The organism is Cytobacillus gottheilii, from assembly GCF_900166665.1.
Taxonomy (GTDB): Bacteria; Bacillota; Bacilli; order Bacillales; family Cytobacillaceae; genus Cytobacillus; species Cytobacillus gottheilii_A.
This window is the reverse complement of the sequence record NZ_LT800494.1, coordinates 3,870,251-3,889,775: the sequence shown is the minus strand read 5'-3', so window position 1 is coordinate 3,889,775 and position 19,525 is coordinate 3,870,251. Positions and strand designations below refer to the sequence as shown.

The window sequence follows — 19,525 nt, the reverse complement described above, 5'->3', positions numbered from 1 at the left end:
GAAAAATGTCGAAATAGATAGTATAGGGAGTATGACTGGATATTTTACCGATAATGGGAGTTTACTAGGTTGAAAGTCATGTTAACAGAGAATCTAATGAATAGGTGTGGCACATATGGATAAAACAACAATTATTGGATTAATTTTAGGGTTAGTCGCGGTTGGTATTGGGATGGTGTTCAAAGGCGTAAGCCCAGGCGTTCTCGCCAATCCAGCTGCTTTATTAATTATTATGCTTGGAACAGTCGCTTCTGTGGTCATTGCATTTCCGACAAGTGAAGTGAAAAAAATTCCCAAATTATTCGGAGTGATCTTTAAAGAAGAAAAGGCAATTGACCAAGCTGAATTAATTAAAATGTTTTCTGAATGGGCTCAGCTGGCTAGAAAAGAAGGCTTGCTTGCACTTGAGACAAAAACGAATGAAGTAGACAATGAATTCTTAAAAAACGGTCTTTCTTTAGCTGTTGATGGTCAAAGTGCAGACTATATTCGGGATGTATTAAGTGAAGAAGTGGAAGCGATGGAAGAAAGACATCAGGCCGGAGCACAAATTTTCACACAGGCTGGTACGTATGCTCCTACACTCGGGGTACTTGGAGCAGTTATCGGATTAATTGCAGCACTTGGAAATATGAGTGATACAGATTCACTAGGCCACGCAATCAGTGCTGCATTCGTTGCAACACTATTGGGGATTTTCACTGGATATGTATTATGGCACCCATTTGCAAACAAATTAAAACGTAAATCAAAGCTGGAAGCAAAGCAAAAATATATGATGATTGAAGGGATTTTGTCAATACTGGAAGGAGAAGCTCCACGTGTGATTGAGCAGAAGCTTGCTTCCTATCTTCCTGCTGGTGAGAGGAAAAGAATCCTCGATGAAGGCAGTGTGACTGCAAATGAGTAAAAGAAAAAAGAAAGAGCATCATGAAGAACATGTAGATGAATCTTGGTTATTGCCTTATGCGGATTTATTAACACTGCTTGTTGCGCTGTTTATCGTTCTATTTGCAATGAGCTCTGTCGATGCTGAAAAATTTCAAAAGCTTTCAAAATCGTTTAATGATGTGTTTACCGGAGGAACAGGGGTTATGGAATTTCCCAGCCCCATACCTGAAGGACAAAGAGAAGCCACTGATGTGAGCAAAGATAATCTGCCGGAAAGTGGGCAAGAACAGGAACAGCAGGATCAAGAGGCACAAGCGGCACTTGAACAGCTGGCTAATGAAGAACTGAGAAAACAAGCGGACCAAGAAGCACTATCATCTCTTCAAGAAAAAGTGAACTCGTATATTACAAATAATGATTTAACAGATAAACTTGAAACATCCTTAACAACAGAGGGATTGCTTGTTACGATTCGTGATAACGTATTGTTTCAGTCGGGAAGTGCGGACGTCAGAAGAGAGGATTATGATGTGGCCGGAGAAATATCTGATCTGCTCGTAATGGATCCGCCAAGAAATATTATGATTAGCGGTCATACGGATAATGTCCCCATCAGTAATGCGCGATTTTCATCGAACTGGGAACTTAGCGTAATGCGTGCCGTTAACTTTATGAAACTTATTTTAGAAAATAATAAACTCGACCCAGGCAAGTTTAGTGCCAAAGGCTTTGGAGAATTCCAGCCTGCTGCAGCAAACGACACAGCAGACGGACGAGCCAAGAACCGCAGAGTCGAAATCTTAATTTTGCCGAGAACAGCAGAGTCTGGAACATGAGTATTCCAGGAAATAAATAGACCCGAATCATTAGCAGAACTTTAAGTGAGATCTGTCTAATTGTTCGGGTCTTTTTGTTGTTTTGTATAGAAAATTTAGGCTCTTATTTGAATGATTGTTTTAAAAGTCATTCTCTAAGAGGGGTTAGTGCATTGTCTGTTGATTGAAACGTAAGAGTGCGAGACTCCTGCTCAGGCGAGTGGGAAGCTGAGACCCCGCAGGAGCGAAGTGACGAGGAGGCTTAGCGCCCGCCCCGCCGGAAAGCGAGTACTCTAAAGTGGAAATCCTTGTATATGTAAGTTAAGAGCAAAACGGTATGCGAAAATAACCTAATATTTAAACTCTAGTGAAGGCTCGGCGCACAATTGTCCCATACGAGAAATTCAAGGGAAGGACGATGCCAAGTTTACCTAAGAAAAGTAAGATTAGGAATATTCGAATTAAAGTATTATAAAGGCTTAAAAATGAAAAAGCCCCTTTTCGTAACACGTAGGTTAATTTGGCAGAACCAAATCAGAGCTATAATACGAAAGGAGCTAGTTCATTATTAGTGCTGCCATAAAATAAAGAAATTTTTATACATGCTACTAAAATTATTTAAACGATTCACTGAAAAGTGGTTTAGCTCCACCGTACGCTAGTCAGATCAAACTGATATGTCGGCCTGCCGCGTTTGCCGTCCGCTATTAGCATGACAGAGGAAATAATAAGGAATTATCGTTAGCAGAATGACAATTGAAAGAATACTATACAAACTGCCAATGCTCATATAAGCTGCAACGACTCCGAGCGCATACGAACTAATCCCAAAACCTGAATCAAAAAACGTGAAGAAAGTGGAGGTTGCTAAGCCTCTTTTCTCAGGGGCTGCCCGATTGATGGCTATGGTTTGCAAGCTTGGTGAAAGAGTTCCGAAGCCAAGTCCAATTAATCCTCCTGCTAATAAAAAGACAAAAGCTCCAGAAGCCTGACTTAAAACAAACATTCCCACTGCAAAAATGACAATGGCAGGATAAATAATTTTATGAGAGCCATATAAATCAAACCATTTTCCTGTAAACGGACGAGAAAGAATAATAAACGCAGCAAACACGACAAAGAAGAAACTTGCCGCTTTCAGCAAACCTAATTCGGTCGCATAAACGGAAATGAATGAAAGAATTCCTGAGTAGGCAAATGCAAGAATCCCGCCGACAATAGCAACAGGAATTGCTGATGCTTCAAAAAAGCTCGCAAAAGATAATTTTTCCTTACCCTGTTGAAGCGGCTTTCTCTCTGGCACTTTTACAATCAATAAAAGCAGCAGACCCAATAATGAAATGATTGCACAAAGAATGAAAAGTGCATCAAAGGAGAAGGAACGAATAATGGTTAAGCCAGTAAATGGTCCTGCCACCATGGCGATATTCATAAATAGCGCGTAATACCCAAGTCCTTCGCCTTTGCGTTCGTCTGGAATTACGTCTGCAACAATGGTTCCGGTGGCTGTTGTTGCAATCCCAAATCCAATGCCATGCATAAAGCGAAGTGCCAGTAAAAAGGAAATGGAATCCGCTAATAAGTACAAAATAGAGCTGATTAGGAAAATACATAACGAAATCAATAATAGCTTCTTGCGGCCGATTCCATTAATCCACTTTCCAGTGAACGGCCTGCAGAGTACAGCTGAAATTAAAAAACAAGCTGTGACTAAACCGACATCTGCTTCAGTTCCATGTAAGTCATCTAAAACAAAAAGCGGCAGTGCAGTCAGCAATATATAAAACCCGATAAATAGAAAAAAACTAATAAATGAAATGCCTAAAAAATCTTTAGTCCATAAAGGTTTTTTCATGATGTCCTCCTTTTTCTTACAGTAAAGTGCTGTTCATTTTATGGACAATGTTCAGCACAGTTTGAAACTCATCTTCAGTTAAATGGGATAAAACGTGCTGTTCACAAGCCTTGATCTCCTCAAGCCAGATTGGAAATTTAGCAATCGCCTCAGCTGAAAGCATAATTCTTTTTTCGCGTTTATCTATTCCTTGTGCTTTTTCAATAAAGCCTGCCTTCTCTAATCTAGCGACTGCTCTTGTAATAGAAGGAGCTTCAATCGCTAAATAGGCTGCGATTTCTTTTTGTGTTTGAGGTCCTTTTGTGTGCAGGAGATAAATAATACTCCATTGGGAAGAATACAGTCCTAGAGGAACTAATCGTTCATTTAGAAGCTTAGAAAAATGGCGTGAAAATTGATTTATTCCATGAAAAAGTTCACTGCTGTTGTCCATCTGTTCACCCTCTGCAAAATAGTTACCTAGGTAACTATATACCTAAAGTTCATAAATGTCTATAGAGATTTAGCTTGCACTACATTTAAACATATGTTTATAATTAAGACAAAAGTTTACCGAGGTGGAGGTGATGGTATGAATGAAAAAGAATCACTCATTTTACAGCTCATCAAAGAAGATCCGTTTATGACACAAAATGAAATTGCCGAGAAGACTGGTTTATCACGATCAGCAGCAGCCGGTTATATTTCTTCCTTAGTTAAGCAGGGCAAATTGCTGGGGAGAGCATATGTGCTGCCGGAGAATAGAAATATCCTTTGTGTGGGCGGTGCCAACGTGGACCGAAAAATACAGGCGATTGAAAATCTCCAATACGGAACATCCAATCCGGCAGAAAGTGCTCAATCATGCGGCGGAGTAGCAAGGAATATTGCTGAGAACCTGGGAAGACTTGGCTCTGACGTCTCATTACTGACGGTAGTTGGCGGTGATCATGAAGGGAACTGGCTCTTGGATTCAACAAAGAACTTTGTGGATATCACTCCATCACATGTTTTTACAGATCGAACAACAGGAACATATACAGCCGTTTTGGATGAAAGAGGAGAAATGAGCATTGCGCTTGCTGATATGTCGATCTACGATGGAATTGATTACGATTTTATTGATAAGAGATGGGGCTATTTTGCATCAGCCGAAATGGTCATCCTGGATACCAATTTTTCTAAAGAGGTATTAGAGAAAATTATCAGAAGGTGTGAAGAAGAAGAAATTCGCCTTTGCATCACGCCGGTTTCAGCTCCAAAAGTTAAGAAGCTGCCGGAAAACTTAAGTGGGGTAACGTGGCTGATCGCCAATAAGGATGAAGCAGAAGCATTGTCTGGCATGACGATTCATAATGAAGGCGACTTCTTTAAATCAGCTGAAATGCTGATCAAAAAAGGCGTCGAAAAAGTAGTCATCACACGTGGAGATAAGGGATTAATCTATTTTACAAGAGAAGGGGATGCAGGCGTATTATTGCCGCCTCTTGTAAAAGTTGCCGACGTAACAGGAGCGGGAGATTCATTGGTGGCAGGCATTATGTTTGCAGATTTAAAAGACTTGAACACGGAAAATGCGTGTAAGATCGGAATTGCCTGCTCCATGCTGACACTGCAGTCACACGAAACGGTAAACCCGGAGCTGAACCACACACGCCTTCAAGACACATTTAAACAAAATTTTAACTAAAGGGAGAATCATACATCATGTTAAAAAAATACCTGGAATACTCAGCAGAAGTACTAGAAGCCCAAAAAGCAGGAAAAGCGATCGTTGCACTAGAATCTACAATCATTTCTCATGGCATGCCATATCCGCAAAACGTGGAAACGGCAAAAGAAGTTGAGGATATTATCCGCCAGGGTGGAGCAGTTCCTGCAACCATTGCAATTTTAGACGGGAAAATAAAAATCGGCATTTCAGATGAAGAATTAGAATTTTTGGCAACGAGCAACGACATTGAAAAAGCAAGCCGCAGAGATCTGCCATATTTAATTGCAACAAAGAAAAATGGAGCAACAACAGTAGCAGCTACAATGATCTGTGCGGAGCTTGCTGGCATTGAAGTATTTGTTACAGGCGGAATTGGCGGGGTTCACCGTGAAGCAGAAACAACAATGGATATTTCGGCTGACCTTCAGGAGCTGGCAAAAACAAACGTTGCGGTTGTCTGTGCAGGAGCAAAGTCCATTCTAGACATCGGTTTAACATTAGAATACCTAGAAACAAATGGTGTGCCAGTAGTTGGCTATGAGACAGATAAATTGCCTGCCTTCTACACGCGCTCAAGCGAATTCGATGTGAATTTCCGTGTAGATGATGCAAGCACAGCCGCTGACCTGATCCGCACGAAATGGGAACTGGGCCTAAACGGAGGCGTGGTAATCGCAAACCCAATCCCAGAAGAACACGCACTAGAAGAAGCATTCATTACAAACGTAATCGAAACGGCTTTAAAAGAAGCAAAAGAAAACAATATTGCAGGTAAAAACGTAACACCATTCCTTCTTGGCAAAGTAAAAGAGCTTACAGAGGGTACAAGCCTGACAGCAAATATTGCATTAGTAAAGCATAATGCAGTTGTTGGAGCTGGAATTGCAGTGAAGCTGCAAAAATAAGGTGTGTTGGGGATCGCCATTGAGTCGTTTGGACTTGGTGGCGTTTTTTTTGTTTTGGAGCAGGAGGGCTTGAGGATGAAGCTGGCTGGTGGCGTTTGGGGGATAAAAATTTTTTACGGCGAATAAATGAAAATAACGGCGAATAAAAAATTTTTAAGGCGAATAAATGAAAATAACGGCGAATAAAAAATTTTTAAGGCGAATAAATGAAAATAACGGCGAATAAAAAATTTTTAAGGCGAATAAATGAAAATAACGGCGATTAAATCAAGATAACGGCGAATATATATTCTGGACGGCGGATATCTTAACTAGAACGAAAAACTTCTTAGGATTTTTAACGTGTTTTTGCACCATTAGAGCGAAAAAAGCCGAATGAAGGGCATTTTTCCCCTTTATCACGTATAAATTACAAACATTTTAGCGAGTTTTTCAGATTACCAGCATTTAAGAAACTCGACAAAAAGTCAAAACTGATTCACTTCAATTAACTCAGCTTCAAGAATATACCGATCTGGCGCATCACCTATAAAAGAGAAAGGATAACAAGTAGAAATCGTTAATAACTCTTCTGGAGCCGTAGAGCGTATAACAGTTGTATCATCGGCATCAACAATGTATGATTTGTTCATTTTATAAGTGTATTTTCCATAAGGCATGACAACATGAACTAGATCTCCAATCTGCACATCACCAAGCCGCCGAAACACAGTATCTCGGTGCCCGGATAGAAGAATTTGATCTCCCTGACCAGGCAAAACAGTACTGCTAAAGTGACCAACACCTTTTTCAAGCTCATCCTCATCTGTTCCTTCAATGATAGGAAGTTCACCATCAATCGATGGAAGCTGAAGAATGCCAATAGATTCGCCGATCTGAAATGAAGGAATCTTAGGTGAAATTTGATCAGCTTCATAAGATGGTTCTTTTCCTGTGTTCTTCGTAATATTTTGATATGCCTCTTCAAGAGATTCTTCGGTTTGCGACTCCGTTTCAGCAATGGCTGAGAACCCTTTATACAGTAGTCCTCCACCCATGATAACGAGAATACTGGCACTGACAAGCAAAAGAACCGAACCGATTTTCACTCCGATTCCTCCTTTTGTGCATTTTTAAACTTCATAAAAGATAAGTAATAAGCAAAATCCTCTTTTGTGATTCCATTTTCAATCGCTTCTCTAATTAAAAGTACCCACTCTTCATCCAGATTAGAAAGATCCTGTTCTTTATCTAATAAGGACTCAACCGTAGTATCAAGCGTATCAGCCAGACGTTCGAGGATTTGCAGCGAAGGGTTTTTTTGTATGCCACGCTCAATATAGCTTAAATATGATTTGGATACCCCAGCCAACTCAGCTAATTCATTTAAAGAATATCCCTTTTTTGCTCTTAAATACTTTACCTTTATCCCGATCATAAAAGAACTCCTTTTTCATAGATAAGCTAATTTATAGAATTATGCATAAAAGACTAAATAATGAATTCATTATAACGAACAATTTGTTCTGTAAAAAATACAAAATAATGAGGAAATAACAGGAAAAGTAAGAAAACGAAAGAAAAACGTTCGTTAAAACGAAAATTTGACGATTTTTCGTATTTTTCAAAATAGTAAATTTGCAATATACTCAGTTTGTGAGTTCGATAAAACGAACAGAATAAAAAGAATATAATGAACATTTCCTGTTGGGGGGGATTCCAATAAGAAAGAAACGCTTTAGAAAGTTCAGAAAGAAAAACAAGTTAATCAATGTGATTAAAATTACGGCTGTTTGGTATTTGTTCTTTGGAATGGCAGCCTATCTAACAGGAAATACAAATGCATATTTTACTGATGCCAGCAAGGTAAGCGGACAAATTAGCGCAGGCATATGGCTTCCTTCATTAAAAGTCACTGAAGCAGGTTACTCTGAAGATGGCAAAGGCATTTACGCTAAAGTTGAAAATGCAGGTGCCGCAATGGAATCTACTGGTATTTATCAAGTGTTAAAAGAAAATGAATCCGTTTTAGAAGGTTCTTTTGACCTGTTGAATGAAGGTGGATCTACAACACTTCAATTCGAAGCTAGTGAAAGTGGAAGCTATCAATTTAGAATATCTGCCTCTGGTGTAGAAGACGTTTTGACAGAAATTTTAGAGATAACGATAGAAGAGCAAGTGGAAGTGGATAAAACTGAAGAAGTATTTGATGAAAAGAGCGAGGATCCACCAGCTGAAGAGGTTGAACATGTGGAAGAAAGCACTGAAGATACGGAGCAGCCTGAACCGCCAGCGAACAAAGAGGACCCTAAACAAGAAACGCCTATACCTCCTGCAGATAGTGGTAGTGAAGGGGATGGAATTGAGGTCGTTCCTCCTGCTGAAGAAACAAAAGAGCAGGAAACAAAGCAGCCAAGTGAGCCAGTTCAGCCACCAGTGGAAGAACCACCAAGTGAACAAAATCCTGAAAAAACAATAGAACAGGCTGGTGATTAGATGAAGAAAGCTAAAAAAATTATTAGCAATGTGATCACAGGAATTTTATTTGTGAACTTAGTACTAATGGCCTTTCTAGTGATATCCTCCAAAGCATCAGGAGGAGAACCACAGGCCTTTGGATATCAGCTGAAATCAGTACTATCAGGCTCTATGGAACCAACCTTTCAAACTGGTTCTATTATAGCAGTCAAACCTGTAGATGCTGAACAAGCAAAAAAGCTTAAAAAGGATGACGTCATCACGTATGTCACAAATGAAGAAATTTTAGTGACACACAGAATTATCGGGGTCACTGAAAGCGGCGACCAGGTCATGTATGAAACAAAAGGGGATAACAACCAGACTGCAGATATGGAAGCTGTCCTATCAGACAACATCAGAGCTGTTTATTCCGGTTTCACAATTCCTTTTGTCGGTTACTTTATAGACTTTGCACAATCGCAAGAAGGAAGTGCAATCTTACTCATTGGTCCTGGTGTTCTCTTACTTGCATATGCTGCATTCAGCATATATCAAGGCCTAAGAGAATTAGAGCCAAAAGCAAAAAAAGAAGAAGAAACAACAGAAAAAACAGCTTAATACAATTGGTTGAACCTCTTGTTATTACAAGAGTCAATATAAAACAATAATACATACCCAAAAAGGGTCAGGGAGGAATTTGGTAATGAGCATTAAGAAAAAATTAGGTTTAGGTATTGCATCAGCTGCACTTGGAATGTCATTAGTTGGTGGGGGAACGTTTGCATATTTTAGTGATACTGCAACTTCATCTAACAAGTTTGCTGCTGGGACATTGGATTTGTCTGTAGATCCTACAACAATCATCGATGTTGACAATTTAAAGCCTGGTGATGTAATGTACCGTGATTTCGATTTGGTGAACGGTGGTACATTGGATATTTCTAAGGTAGATCTTTCTACTAGTTATACGGTGGAGGGTGCAGAAAACAATGGGAATGATGATTTCGGTAAACATATTATTGTTCACTTTTTAGAGAATGCTGATAAAACTGCATGGGGTCCATTCGTTGGGATAGATTATAATGATGTAATTACATCAACAACTTTATATGATTTAAAGAATATGACTCCTGATGCTGTTGAAAGTGTGACATCTTGGTGGGCATGGTTTGGTGGAGAAGAAAGTGGATTACCAGCTGGTGAATCCGATCAGATGAATGTTTTATTTGAGTTCGTAGATAATAACCATGATCAAAACCACTTCCAAGGAGACAAATTAGATCTAGAATGGTCTTTCACAGCACATCAAACTGAAGGGGAAGAAAGATAATAGCTACACAAAAAAAGGCGGGAATTTATTCCCGCCTTTTGTCAAATCAAATGAGTGAGGTAATGCCATGAATAATCAAGGTTTGCTGGCAAAACCAAAGATATTATTCATCCTAATCGTCTTCATGCTTTCAATTGGGATAGGCGGATTTCCCGTCCATGCAGAAGATAAAGAGGTTGATATTCAAACGGATCCGAGCGGTTACCTTTTTCAAGTTGACAATTTAAAGCCTGGAGATTGGATGCCGCGCAATATCACGATAAAGAATAATGGCTTAATGGACTTTAAGTATATCGCTAGAATTGGAGAAAAAAAGTCTGTTAAGGGGCTATTTGAAGAATTGGAGTTCTTGGTAAAAAAAGAAAGTCATATTTTATATGAGGGCAAGTTGAAAGATTTTACTGGCTTTTCTCCAAGGGAACTGGCAAGCGGGACTGAGGAGACATTGTTTCTTCAAGTAAAAGTGCCTGAAAGATTAGGGAATGAATTTCAAGGCAGCTCAGCTGAAGTTGAAATCATCTTTTTAGCAGAGAGAATTGGCGACTCAACCCCAACTGATCCAGGAGAAGGCCCAGATCCAACCGACCCTGGAGAAGACCCAGATCCAACAGTACCTAATGATGAACAACCAGCGCAAGATATTGTTGTAAGTCCAGAAGTTGTAAATAAACTTCCAAATACGGCAACGAATCATCACAACATAATCATAGCAGGTCTGCTCGCAACTATCGGGGGAGGTTTCCTTTTACTTATTTATATTAGAAAAATTCGCAATGCAGGTTAGACGAGAAATGATATGGGGGAAAGAGACTTGAATATAAAAAAGAAATTAGCTGCTGGTGTCTTATCATCTGCATTAGGACTAAGCCTGGTTGCAGGAGGAACATTCGCTTACTTTAGCGATCAGGAAACTGCAGAGAGCACTTTTGCTGCCGGTACATTAGATTTAGAGATTAACAAAGAGAATATTATCGAAATTGATAATCTCAAACCAGATGACTATGCATTCCGTGCTTTTGAATTAAAGAATGCTGGTTCATTAAATATAAAAGAAGTTCTTCTGCAGTCTGAATATGAAGTATACGATAAAAAGGGCGATAACAATGGGGAAGATTTTGGTGAGCATATTATCGTTCAATATTTATATAATGTATCAGGCAGAGAACGAGTGATATTTACAGAGAGCTTAGCCAACTTAACGAATAATCCCGTTCAAGTTCTGGAAAATATGCCAGCAGGTGCAAAAGACCCAACAAAATTCACAGTTCAGTTTAAATTTATTGATAATGGGCAGGATCAAAATATATACCAAGGAGATGCCCTAGAGCTTAAATGGACATTTAAGGCAAACCAAGAAGCTGGATCATCTAGGTAATTTTATAGAAATTACGGTGATTACATGAAAGTCATACTGTATTATCTTGCACTTTTAAATTTACTGGACGGAGCAGTAACGTATTTTGGTCTTCGCCATAACATCATCACAGAGGCAAATCCTTTAATGGAGGCGATTTATGAGGTCGGTCCTCATTGGTTCCTTATATTAAAGGTTGCTCTCTCTGGGCTGTTGTATGGGTTGAATATTACTGGGATTGTTCCGGATGGGAAGGGAATTAGAGGACTGGCGATGTTTGCTGTGGTTTTGTATACAGCAGTTTGTGCCCTTCATAGTTTTTGGATAATTCCCTATTTGTTTTAACATGATTAGTTCGGTATTTGAATAGGATGAAGGAAGAGAACTTTCCGAGAACGAGGTGCTTTATGTATCAGAAAAATTGTGATCGCTGCCAGCGGCCATCCTTCAGCAGCAGTGAACAAGGCGAGTGGCTTTGTCCTGTTTGCGGGAATGATCTGACCTGTCAGCCATTTTTTAATGCAATGACACAGGAGAGAGTGAATGTGGCTTATAAAGTACAAGAACAAAGAAGACAAATTCAAAAGGAAACTTCGTCCCAGCCTGCTGCTACGAGGGAGAACAAATCTATAAATCTGATAATTTAATAAAAAAGTGTTTTTGAAAAAAGTGTGAAAAAAATAAAATTACGTACAAAAAGTGACAAACTTTAACAAAAATCTATAGTATGATAAATTAAGAGGAAACACGTTGAAGAAAAGGCAAACTTGCTGAAAGGCAAGGACGCAAAATCACGGATCTAATGTATAATATTAGGCGTCGTTACCGATGAAAGGAAAATACTGTCACATACTGCCTACAATAATACTATGATGGCCGGGTTGCCTAGGATACGATTCGTATTTTGGGGGGAAAAAGAGTGATTGAGATGATAAGTAATAATCGTGAAGTCGTTGACGCTGAATGGGTCCAGTTAATTGTTGAAGCCAAAAATATGGGGCTGGAACAAACAGAAATCAGAGCTTTTCTTCAATGTCATTTAGAAAAAGAAGCGGAGAAGGTTTAAAATGAGGATAAATGTCGGGATGAATGAGGCGTGATACATATGGTATCACGCCTAAATTTGTTGCCTTTTTGCGGGCAGAGTATTCTAGAATGTATCTCAATCAATGATAGAACATATCTTAAGCTGTATTACTTGTTTTGTGTTGTACGCCATTTATTGAAATCGAGAAACTCACGAAACTGTTCCTTTGATACTCCTGATTCCATAGCCTCTTTTACAATTTTCATCCAATCAGAATCAAGTTCTTCTTTATTAATTTGCTCATGAATTAAATGATCAACTGGGACATCTAATACACCCGCAACTTTTTCAAGAAACTGGATTGAAGGATTTGTTTGGAGGTTTCTTTCCAGAGAACTTAAATATGATTTTGCAACTCCTGCTTGTTCAGCAAGCTCAGATAAGGATAATTTCTTCTCCATTCGGAGCTTTTTGACGCGATCTCCAATCATTCAATCTCACACACCTTATCAACATTGGTAAGTTCATCATATCAGAAAATGCCTTACCAGTTCCATATTAAGAACAAATTGTTCAATAATTTCATTATTATAGTATCATAAATAAGATAAAAACTTCACAAAAAATTAAATAAATTTATGTTAGATTTTTGGGACTTTTATACTGATTTTGTATTTTCCTTTTCTGTGTCTCATTTGTAATTATAAAGCTTTTTTGCATATCAGTATAATAGATACTGAACTCCAATCCAAAAGATGACATCAGCCCACTTTCCTCTTGTATGTTCTAAAGACGATTAAACCCCATTTCCTTCATTTTCATTGCCTCCAATCGCTTTCTGGTGCACAATATGAGTGGGGTGTCAGCTCCACCGATATCATAAGGTACATAGGGATACTTTATCCGGGAAACTGACAGACTGAGATACAGAAGAAGATTAGCAAGGCTTTGTTTCTGATTCGTTATGTTACTAAGATAACGCGCTGTACTCTGATTATACTCTTTTATTGTGGTGATTCTTATGAAAAATAAATATTTAATGATTTATGAAGATCTGGTAGAGAAAATTCATCAGGAAGTATATCCTGTTCATGCTACATTGCCTTCGGAGAATGAATTGACCGATCTGTATTCTACTTCGAGAGAGACAATCCGCAAAGCGTTAAACTTGCTTGCACAAAATGGCTATATCCAAAAAATTCGCGGAAAAGGCTCTATTGTCCTGGATCTAAAAAAGCTGCAGTTTCCGATTTCAGGTCTTGTCAGTTTTAAAGAACTGACTGGAACAATGGGGCAGCAGGCAGAGACGATTATAGCTGAGTTTTCCTTGAAAAAGCCGGACAGCAATATTATGAAGCAGCTCCAGATTGAAAGTGATGAGAAGGTTTGGAAAGTGCATCGCATTCGCAAGATCGAAGGAGAAAGGATTATTCTTGATAAAGATTATTTAATTGAAAGTCAGGTTCCAGGTTTAACAGAAGAAATATGCAAGCGGTCCATTTTTGAATATATTGAAAAGGTGCTTGGCCGGAAAATTGGTTTTGCGAAGAAGGAATTTACCGTTGAGGAGCCAACTGCTGAAGATTATAAGCTGCTTGATATGGAAGGGTTTCAAGCCATAGTGGTTGTGAAGAATTATATTTATCTGGATGATGCTGCCCTGTTTCAATATACAGAATCAAGACATCGCCCAGATAAATTTAGATTTGTTGATTTTGCCCGCAGGATGGGGAATGCGTAATCTATGTTTTATCGTTCTTTTTTCAGGGAAATCTCTTAATGTGCAAAAAATGAGAGAACTGATAGGAGATGATCTTACATGGGTAAAAAGATTGCATGCTTAATCACAAATATGTTTGAGGACTCTGAATATACGGAGCCTGCGAAGAGCTTTAAAGAAGCTGGACATGAAGTTGTGACGATCGAGAAGGAACAGGGCAAATCTGTTAAAGGCAAGCAGGGAGAAGCTAACGTTTCTATTGATAAAGGCATCGATGACGTGAAACCGGAAGATTTCGATGCGTTATTTTTACCAGGCGGTTTTTCACCTGATCAGCTTCGTGCGGATGACCGCTTTGTGCAATTTACAAAAGCATTTATGGATGAGAAGAAGCCAGTATTTGCGATTTGTCATGGACCGCAGCTGCTTATTACTGCAAAAGCGTTAGAAGGCCGTGATGCAACTGGGTTTAAATCCATTAAAGTCGATATGGAATACGCAGGTGCCAAATACGCAGATAAAGAAGTAGTCGTTTGTCAAAATCAGCTTGTTACAAGCCGTCAGCCTGATGACATTCCTGCCTTTACGCGTGAGTCACTGAATCTTTTATAAAAGAAAAAAAACAGCCCGAGGGCTGTTTTTTTTTTGTTTTACATTTTTCGCAAATTCCCTAATTCTTCAGCAAGTGCCTGCATTTCATTCGGGCTGAATGAATCTTTTTTCATGATATGGTCATAGAGATAGCGCAAATCTTCATACATTTCTTCATCGAAGTGAGAAGGTTTTATAGCTCCCATGTTTAGCACTTTTAACTTATCTTTGATTTTTTCAATCATATATTCCACGTTTTCAGTTGATTTTTCTGATAGATTCATCCCGACATCCTCTCTTATTTGGCTTGTCAATTTATCTTTCCATGTTCCCTTATAAAAGTCAATCATTATTATTGGACAACTCTTTCATATAAGTTGCATGAACTATGAGAAATAGAAGAAAATGAAATAGAGGAATTTTGTTCTAAATTCCAGAATTCAATTCGTATATATGAAAAGGAGAATGGTCATATGGGGAAATCATTGTTTTGGAAAGGTATTTTTTATGGTGCCCTTGCAGGGGGGGCTTTAACGATGCTAGATAAAAGTACGCGGGAGTCAGCCGCAGCCTTCTGTAGGAAGACCGCAAATAGCACGGCGTATTATGTGAAAAATCCGAATGAAACGTTCAACAACGTAAAAGAATTTTCTGCACGCATGAAAATCGCTGCTCAGCAGGTAAGCGAGGATGTTGCTTTTATTGCAGAAACAGTTGAAGAATTGCGTGAGGCCGCTCCTCAGGTTACAACACTGGTGGAAAACACAAAAAGTGCCTTTAAGGGGGAAAAGAGTCTTCACAATGAAAACGAGGTGAATGAATGGGACAAGCATACGGAGGTTTAATTAAAAATCTCTGGAATCGTGTGCATAACGATGATGTCTTGGGTCTCGCTGCTCAGCTAGCTTATTTCTTTTTGCTCTCATTGTTTCCTTTGCTGTTATTTTTGGTCACATTAGTGCCCTATTTGCCGATTACGCTAGAGGATATTTTAAGTGTTGTGCGCGACTACGCTCCGGGAGATACGATGGCATTAATTGAGACCAATGTGAATCAGTTATCTGAGAAAAATGGAAAGCTGCTTTCCTTCGGGATCATCGCAACAATCTGGTCTGCTTCAAATGGAATTAACGCAGTGGTGCGCGCTTTTAACAAAGCATATGATGTTCAGGAAAGCCGGTCTTTTCTAGTCGCGAGAGGCATGGCCGTTCTTTTGACTTTTGGAATGATTTTTGTGTTTGTGCTTGCTCTGCTTTTACCTGTGTTTGGCAGACAGATTGGCGAATTCTTATTTAATGTATTTGGACTGTCCGACTTTTTTTTAACGGTTTGGAACATGCTGAGATGGCTTGTGAGTCCAGTTATCTTGTTTATTATTTTCATCGGTCTCTACTGGTTTGCTCCGAATAAAAAACTAACCTGCATCAGTGTGATTCCAGGTGCTATTTTTGCCACACTTGGCTGGATTTTAACATCCCTGGCATTTTCCTACTATGTAAGCAATTTTGGCAACTATTCGGCAACATATGGGAGCATTGGAGCAATTATCGTACTGATGGTCTGGTTTTACTTATCCGGCATCATCATTTTAATCGGCGGGGAAATCAATGCTATCCATATGAAAAATACGAAACAGGACTGTTAAGCAAGAAAAGCGGAAGCGCCTTGCTCAGCCCCGACAAGCTTAAGACGAGCCAGCCAGAAGGTCGTTCTTTGACCTTTTGGATGGATTGACTTAAGACCTCGAGGGGCTAGGGGCTGCAGCTGGACACAAAGAAAAGCGGAAGCGCCTTGCTCCAGTAAAGGAACGCAGACTAATACCGCCACGTCCTGTGGCAACGTCTGCACAACCCACATCCTAAGGGCCCCAAGATTAAGGCAAGATGGCTAGAATGTTGCACTTTAACCTTCTGGACAGATTAACTTAAGACCTCGAGGGGCTAGGGGCTGTAGCTGGAACCAAGAAAAGCCGAAGCGCCTTGCTCAGAAAGGAGCAATTGCGTCCAATTTTCTCCTGTATAAAAAGGATTAGGGTGCCGTAAAATAACCTGGCAAGACCACACCTAACGCCAAGGAGGACTTCACATGACAAAGCATACAAAAAAAGACGGCGGCACAAAACAAAAAGGCAAAAACAAACCAAAACATAAAACATCCGGATCTGCCAACGGCCAAAACGGATATCATTAATAGAAAAGCGGAAGTGGCTTGACCAGCCCCGACAAGCATAAGGCGAGCCAGCCAGAAGGTCGTTCTTTGACCTTTTGGCTGGATTGACTTATGACCTCGAGGGGCTAGCCACTGCAGCTGGACAATAGAAAAGCGGAAGGCGCTTGCTCAGGGGCGACAAGCTTAAGGCGAGATGGCATAAAGGTTTGTTCTTTAACCTTTAGGACAGGTCGACTTAAGACCTCGAGGGGCTAGCCGCTGCAGCTGGACAAATGAAAAGCGGAAGGCGCTTGCTCAGGGGCGACAAGCTTAAGGCGAGGTGGCCTTCCAAAGAAAAAAGAGACGGGGACATAAGTATTTAACACAACCACAGAACCGAATGATTAGGATGTGTATCTTTCTAATCATTCGGTTTTTTTATTTATTATTTTATAATATATCTTCTAAACATGAGTGAAATGAAGCGGAGGACCCTCGACTCCTATGGGCAATAGAGGAAAAGGTGAGACCCCGCAGGAGCTTTGCTCCGAGGAGTCTCAGCTTCCTCCCCATGGAAAGCGAGGGTCTGGAGCGCAATGGAACGGGCTTGTTAAACACGCAAACCTTGAAAATGAACCTTCGTGTTTTAGAAATAGTATTTTCGTTTTGTCCCAGCCCTTTTTCCACCTTAAGAACGCAACAAGCGCAAACTATTCAATATGACCAAAATCGTTGAACCTTCATGGCCAATAACTCCATAAGGAAGGTCAAGTACCTGCAAAAAGTTAGACGATATTAGAACCATGATGACAGTGATAGAAAAAATGATATTCTGCTTAATAATTGCATTCATTCTCCGGGACAAGGAGATGGCTTCAGCTATTTTCGGCAATTCATTTTTCATTAGTACCACATCGGCTGTTTCAAGCGCGACATCTGTACCTTCGCCCATCGCAATCCCCACATTTGCGGATGCAAGTGCTGGTGCATCGTTAATGCCGTCTCCGACCATGGCTACATTTCCGTACTTTTCTTTTAATGCTTTCAGATGGTCGACCTTTGTTTCAGGCAGGCACTCGGCAATGAATTCGTCGACATGGCTTTCAGCGGCTATGGCGGCTGCTGTTTCTTTGCTGTCGCCTGTTAACATTATCGTATAAATGCCTTGTTTCTTCAGCAGTTCAATGGCAGCCTTTGTTTCTTGGCGAACAACATCCTTCAAGGCAATAATAGCAGCCAGCTTTTCGCCACGCGTTACATATACAACTGTTTTTCCGCTTTGAGCCAGGTTTTCGACCTTTATTTTAAATTCTTCGGTTTGATTACCAGATGAAAAGTTTGCTTTCCCAATCGTCCACTCTTCATTGGCTATAACCGCTTTTACACCCCAGCCAGGAACATCCTCGATATAATCCGGGTTAGAGAGAGGCTGATCTAATTGTTCTGTCGCATATTTTACAATTGCTTGTGCAAGCGGGTGTGTAGAATGTCTTTCAATTGAAGCAGTGATAGACAAAATTTCATCTGCAGAAACATCGGAAATTGCAATAAAATCAGTTACTTCCGGTTTGCCTTTAGTGAGCGTTCCAGTCTTGTCAAAAGCAATGGCATGCAAGTGGCTTAAATTTTCAAGGTGAACGCCGCCTTTGAACAAGATGCCATGACGTGCGCCATTTGAGATTGCTGCTAATGTCGCTGGCATAATCGATGCCACCAATGCACATGGAGAAGCAACAACGAGAAGAATCATGGCTCTGTAAAACGTTTCTGTCCATGACCAGCCTAATAAAAAATGCGGCAATACCATCATCAAGGCTACAACAGATAGAACAACCTTCACATAACGCCCCTCGAATTTTTCAATAAAAAGCTGTGAAGGAGATTTTTCACTTTGAGCAGATTGCACCAACTTAATGATTTTTTGAAAGAGCGTATCATTGCTTAGTTTCGTTATCTCTACCGTAATGGAGCCGTTGAGGTTAACAGTTCCCGCGAAAATTTCATCGTCCATACTTTTTGAAACGGGCATTGATTCTCCAGTAATCGCAGCTTCATCAATGGTTGTTTGTCCTTTTACGATTTTGCCATCAGAAGGAATTCTTTCGCCAGGCTTCACTAAAATATGATCACCTATGACCAGCTGTGATACATGCACCTTTTTCTCTTGTCCAGAGGAAAGAAGTAATGCCTCTTCAGGCTGCAGATCCATAAGTGCGGAGATTTCTTTATGACTTTTGTTCATTGTATACGTTTCTAGAGCACCGCTTAATGCAAAAATAAAAATTAAAATAGCTCCTTCTGTCCAATAGCCAATGATGGCAGATCCGATCGCTGCAAAGATCATCAGCATTTCTACATTTAGTTCTTTGTTTTCAATCGTATCTTCAATACCTTCTTTTGCTTTGGCGAATCCGCCGATTACGAATGCAAACAAATACACGGCAACTGAAGCAGACTGGAAACCTTCTCGATCTAAAAGCCAGCCTGCAAGAATTAGCACACCGCTAAAAAGAGCGGCAATAAGTTCTGCATGATTTTTAATATTTTCAAATGAGGTTCCTTTTTCAGCTGTTGGCTGGGATTGGTAAACGGCTTTTGTTTCAGTGTTCATTTTTGTTCCTCCTTGTATGGTTAGACTGCACTCACTATCTCAGATGAGAAGAATAATCAACATCAATACCCCAATAAAACGACGAAAGCTGCCACCATAGAGGTGACAGCGTTCAAGACAATTTTATATGGAGTTGTTTTATATAT

Annotated in this window: 23 protein-coding genes and 1 riboswitch; of the genes, 16 read left to right on the top strand and 7 right to left on the bottom strand. The window is 39.9% G+C overall.

Translation table 11 applies throughout. The features are described 5' to 3' along the window. Positions 1-115 precede the first annotated feature (115 nt). Positions 116-910 (top strand): flagellar motor stator protein MotA, encoded by a 795-nt coding sequence (motA, locus tag B7E07_RS19215; RefSeq protein ID WP_080848432.1) that lies wholly within the window; start codon positions 116-118, stop codon positions 908-910. Continuing rightward, positions 903-1,727 carry a flagellar motor protein MotB gene (gene motB, locus B7E07_RS19210; protein ID WP_080848431.1) on the top strand — a complete coding sequence of 275 codons (825 nt, stop codon included), beginning with the start codon at positions 903-905 and terminating at the stop codon, positions 1,725-1,727. Before motA ends, motB begins: the two co-directional genes overlap by 8 nt. A gap of 646 nt (positions 1,728-2,373) precedes the next feature. On the opposite strand, the gene B7E07_RS19205 is transcribed toward motB, so the two are convergent. Then, entirely contained in the window at positions 2,374-3,564 is a 1,191-nt protein-coding gene (locus B7E07_RS19205) for an MFS transporter (protein ID WP_139785668.1), read from the bottom strand. A gap of 13 nt (positions 3,565-3,577) precedes the next feature. Next, positions 3,578-3,994 (bottom strand): MarR family winged helix-turn-helix transcriptional regulator, encoded by a 417-nt coding sequence (locus B7E07_RS19200; protein ID WP_080848429.1) that lies wholly within the window; start codon positions 3,992-3,994, stop codon positions 3,578-3,580. 138 nt (positions 3,995-4,132) lie between these two features. Between B7E07_RS19200 and B7E07_RS19195 the strand changes: the two genes are divergently transcribed. Together B7E07_RS19195 and B7E07_RS19190 are read left to right on the top strand one after the other, a co-directional pair. After that, a complete protein-coding gene (locus B7E07_RS19195) occupies positions 4,133-5,230 on the top strand; it encodes a carbohydrate kinase (protein ID WP_080848428.1) in 1,098 nt (365 codons plus the stop codon). Between the two features lie 17 nt (positions 5,231-5,247). Beyond that, positions 5,248-6,159: a pseudouridine-5'-phosphate glycosidase gene (locus tag B7E07_RS19190; protein ID WP_080848427.1), complete on the top strand. Its 912-nt coding sequence runs from the start codon at positions 5,248-5,250 to the stop codon at positions 6,157-6,159. Between the two features lie 467 nt (positions 6,160-6,626). Here the strand turns inward: B7E07_RS19190 and B7E07_RS19185 are convergent, their stop codons facing one another. Further along, positions 6,627-7,247 (bottom strand): class D sortase, encoded by a 621-nt coding sequence (locus B7E07_RS19185; RefSeq protein WP_257391500.1) that lies wholly within the window; start codon positions 7,245-7,247, stop codon positions 6,627-6,629. Continuing rightward, positions 7,244-7,576 carry a helix-turn-helix domain-containing protein gene (locus tag B7E07_RS19180; protein WP_080848426.1) on the bottom strand — a complete coding sequence of 111 codons (333 nt, stop codon included), beginning with the start codon at positions 7,574-7,576 and terminating at the stop codon, positions 7,244-7,246. Before B7E07_RS19180 ends, B7E07_RS19185 begins: the two co-directional genes overlap by 4 nt. Before the next feature lie 374 nt (positions 7,577-7,950). Between B7E07_RS19180 and B7E07_RS19175 the strand changes: the two genes are divergently transcribed. The 8 genes from B7E07_RS19175 (at position 7,951) to B7E07_RS19145 (ending at position 12,348) form a co-directional block, all read left to right on the top strand. Next, positions 7,951-8,634 (top strand): SipW-dependent-type signal peptide-containing protein, encoded by a 684-nt coding sequence (locus B7E07_RS19175; protein WP_218970439.1) that lies wholly within the window; start codon positions 7,951-7,953, stop codon positions 8,632-8,634. Continuing rightward, a complete protein-coding gene (gene sipW, locus B7E07_RS19170; protein ID WP_080848424.1) occupies positions 8,635-9,216 on the top strand; it encodes a signal peptidase I SipW in 582 nt (193 codons plus the stop codon). 85 nt (positions 9,217-9,301) lie between these two features. Continuing rightward, a complete protein-coding gene (locus B7E07_RS19165) occupies positions 9,302-9,928 on the top strand; it encodes a CalY family protein (protein WP_080848423.1) in 627 nt (208 codons plus the stop codon). Positions 9,929-9,995: 67 nt separating this feature from the next. Continuing rightward, a complete protein-coding gene (locus B7E07_RS19160) occupies positions 9,996-10,712 on the top strand; it encodes a TasA family protein (protein ID WP_080848422.1) in 717 nt (238 codons plus the stop codon). 27 nt (positions 10,713-10,739) lie between these two features. Next, positions 10,740-11,303 carry a TasA family protein gene (locus B7E07_RS19155; protein ID WP_080848421.1) on the top strand — a complete coding sequence of 188 codons (564 nt, stop codon included), beginning with the start codon at positions 10,740-10,742 and terminating at the stop codon, positions 11,301-11,303. A gap of 24 nt (positions 11,304-11,327) precedes the next feature. Then, complete coding sequence (locus tag B7E07_RS19150) at positions 11,328-11,627, top strand: DUF5658 family protein (protein ID WP_080848420.1); 300 nt, start codon at positions 11,328-11,330, stop codon at positions 11,625-11,627. Positions 11,628-11,689: 62 nt separating this feature from the next. Next, on the top strand, positions 11,690-11,929 hold the full coding sequence (locus tag B7E07_RS23400; protein WP_139785666.1) for a hypothetical protein: 240 nt from the start codon (positions 11,690-11,692) through the stop codon (positions 11,927-11,929). A 103-nt stretch (positions 11,930-12,032) separates the two neighbouring features. Then, positions 12,033-12,171, top strand: a riboswitch (cyclic di-GMP riboswitch). 39 nt (positions 12,172-12,210) lie between these two features. Next, complete coding sequence (locus B7E07_RS19145; RefSeq protein WP_139785749.1) at positions 12,211-12,348, top strand: anti-repressor SinI family protein; 138 nt, start codon at positions 12,211-12,213, stop codon at positions 12,346-12,348. Positions 12,349-12,476: 128 nt separating this feature from the next. Here the strand turns inward: B7E07_RS19145 and B7E07_RS19140 are convergent, their stop codons facing one another. Next, entirely contained in the window at positions 12,477-12,800 is a 324-nt protein-coding gene (locus tag B7E07_RS19140; RefSeq protein ID WP_080848418.1) for a helix-turn-helix domain-containing protein, read from the bottom strand. A gap of 530 nt (positions 12,801-13,330) precedes the next feature. Here B7E07_RS19140 and treR point away from each other — a divergent pair. Next, positions 13,331-14,050 (top strand): trehalose operon repressor, encoded by a 720-nt coding sequence (gene treR / locus B7E07_RS19135; protein ID WP_080848417.1) that lies wholly within the window; start codon positions 13,331-13,333, stop codon positions 14,048-14,050. Positions 14,051-14,128: 78 nt separating this feature from the next. Continuing rightward, positions 14,129-14,641, top strand: a complete 513-nt coding sequence (locus B7E07_RS19130; RefSeq protein ID WP_080848416.1) for a type 1 glutamine amidotransferase domain-containing protein — start codon at positions 14,129-14,131, stop codon at positions 14,639-14,641. Positions 14,642-14,679: 38 nt separating this feature from the next. Here B7E07_RS19130 and B7E07_RS19125 read toward each other — a convergent pair whose 3' ends face one another. Then, the gene (locus B7E07_RS19125; protein WP_066449539.1) at positions 14,680-14,904 is read right to left on the bottom strand and encodes a DUF1128 domain-containing protein; all 225 of its coding nucleotides are present in this window, start codon (positions 14,902-14,904) and stop codon (positions 14,680-14,682) included. A 189-nt stretch (positions 14,905-15,093) separates the two neighbouring features. On the opposite strand from B7E07_RS19125, the gene B7E07_RS19120 reads away from it, so the two are divergent. Both B7E07_RS19120 and B7E07_RS19115 read left to right on the top strand, forming a co-directional pair. Then, positions 15,094-15,465, top strand: coding sequence for a hypothetical protein (locus B7E07_RS19120; RefSeq protein WP_080848415.1), 372 nt, complete (start codon positions 15,094-15,096; stop codon positions 15,463-15,465). Further along, on the top strand, positions 15,441-16,265 hold the full coding sequence (locus B7E07_RS19115; RefSeq protein WP_080848414.1) for a YihY/virulence factor BrkB family protein: 825 nt from the start codon (positions 15,441-15,443) through the stop codon (positions 16,263-16,265). The genes B7E07_RS19120 and B7E07_RS19115 overlap by 25 nt, the downstream gene beginning before the upstream one ends. Positions 16,266-17,456: 1,191 nt before the next feature. On the opposite strand, the gene B7E07_RS19105 is transcribed toward B7E07_RS19115, so the two are convergent. Beyond that, positions 17,457-19,379, bottom strand: a complete 1,923-nt coding sequence (locus B7E07_RS19105) for a heavy metal translocating P-type ATPase (protein ID WP_080848412.1) — start codon at positions 19,377-19,379, stop codon at positions 17,457-17,459. Between the last annotated feature and the right edge of the window lie 146 nt (positions 19,380-19,525).

Bases quoted from the DNA above. Each gene is read 5' to 3' on its own strand.
- B7E07_RS19145 (WP_139785749.1), top strand. From the start codon at position 12,211: ATGATAAGTAATAATCGTGAAGTCGTTGACGCTGAATGGGTCCAGTTA.
- B7E07_RS19140 (WP_080848418.1), bottom strand. From the start codon at position 12,800: ATGATTGGAGATCGCGTCAAAAAGCTCCGAATGGAGAAGAAATTATCC.
- B7E07_RS19195 (WP_080848428.1), top strand. From the start codon at position 4,133: ATGAATGAAAAAGAATCACTCATTTTACAGCTCATCAAAGAAGATCCG.
- B7E07_RS19105 (WP_080848412.1), bottom strand. From the start codon at position 19,379: ATGAACACTGAAACAAAAGCCGTTTACCAATCCCAGCCAACAGCTGAA.
- B7E07_RS19175 (WP_218970439.1), top strand. From the start codon at position 7,951: ATGGCAGCCTATCTAACAGGAAATACAAATGCATATTTTACTGATGCC.
- B7E07_RS19130 (WP_080848416.1), top strand. From the start codon at position 14,129: ATGGGTAAAAAGATTGCATGCTTAATCACAAATATGTTTGAGGACTCT.
- B7E07_RS19125 (WP_066449539.1), bottom strand. From the start codon at position 14,904: ATGAATCTATCAGAAAAATCAACTGAAAACGTGGAATATATGATTGAA.
- B7E07_RS19165 (WP_080848423.1), top strand. From the start codon at position 9,302: ATGAGCATTAAGAAAAAATTAGGTTTAGGTATTGCATCAGCTGCACTT.
- B7E07_RS19115 (WP_080848414.1), top strand. From the start codon at position 15,441: ATGGGACAAGCATACGGAGGTTTAATTAAAAATCTCTGGAATCGTGTG.
- motA (WP_080848432.1), top strand. From the start codon at position 116: ATGGATAAAACAACAATTATTGGATTAATTTTAGGGTTAGTCGCGGTT.
- B7E07_RS19200 (WP_080848429.1), bottom strand. From the start codon at position 3,994: ATGGACAACAGCAGTGAACTTTTTCATGGAATAAATCAATTTTCACGC.
- B7E07_RS23400 (WP_139785666.1), top strand. From the start codon at position 11,690: ATGTATCAGAAAAATTGTGATCGCTGCCAGCGGCCATCCTTCAGCAGC.
- motB (WP_080848431.1), top strand. From the start codon at position 903: ATGAGTAAAAGAAAAAAGAAAGAGCATCATGAAGAACATGTAGATGAA.
- B7E07_RS19190 (WP_080848427.1), top strand. From the start codon at position 5,248: ATGTTAAAAAAATACCTGGAATACTCAGCAGAAGTACTAGAAGCCCAA.
- treR (WP_080848417.1), top strand. From the start codon at position 13,331: ATGAAAAATAAATATTTAATGATTTATGAAGATCTGGTAGAGAAAATT.
- sipW (WP_080848424.1), top strand. From the start codon at position 8,635: ATGAAGAAAGCTAAAAAAATTATTAGCAATGTGATCACAGGAATTTTA.
- B7E07_RS19120 (WP_080848415.1), top strand. From the start codon at position 15,094: ATGGGGAAATCATTGTTTTGGAAAGGTATTTTTTATGGTGCCCTTGCA.
- B7E07_RS19180 (WP_080848426.1), bottom strand. From the start codon at position 7,576: ATGATCGGGATAAAGGTAAAGTATTTAAGAGCAAAAAAGGGATATTCT.
- B7E07_RS19160 (WP_080848422.1), top strand. From the start codon at position 9,996: ATGAATAATCAAGGTTTGCTGGCAAAACCAAAGATATTATTCATCCTA.
- B7E07_RS19150 (WP_080848420.1), top strand. From the start codon at position 11,328: ATGAAAGTCATACTGTATTATCTTGCACTTTTAAATTTACTGGACGGA.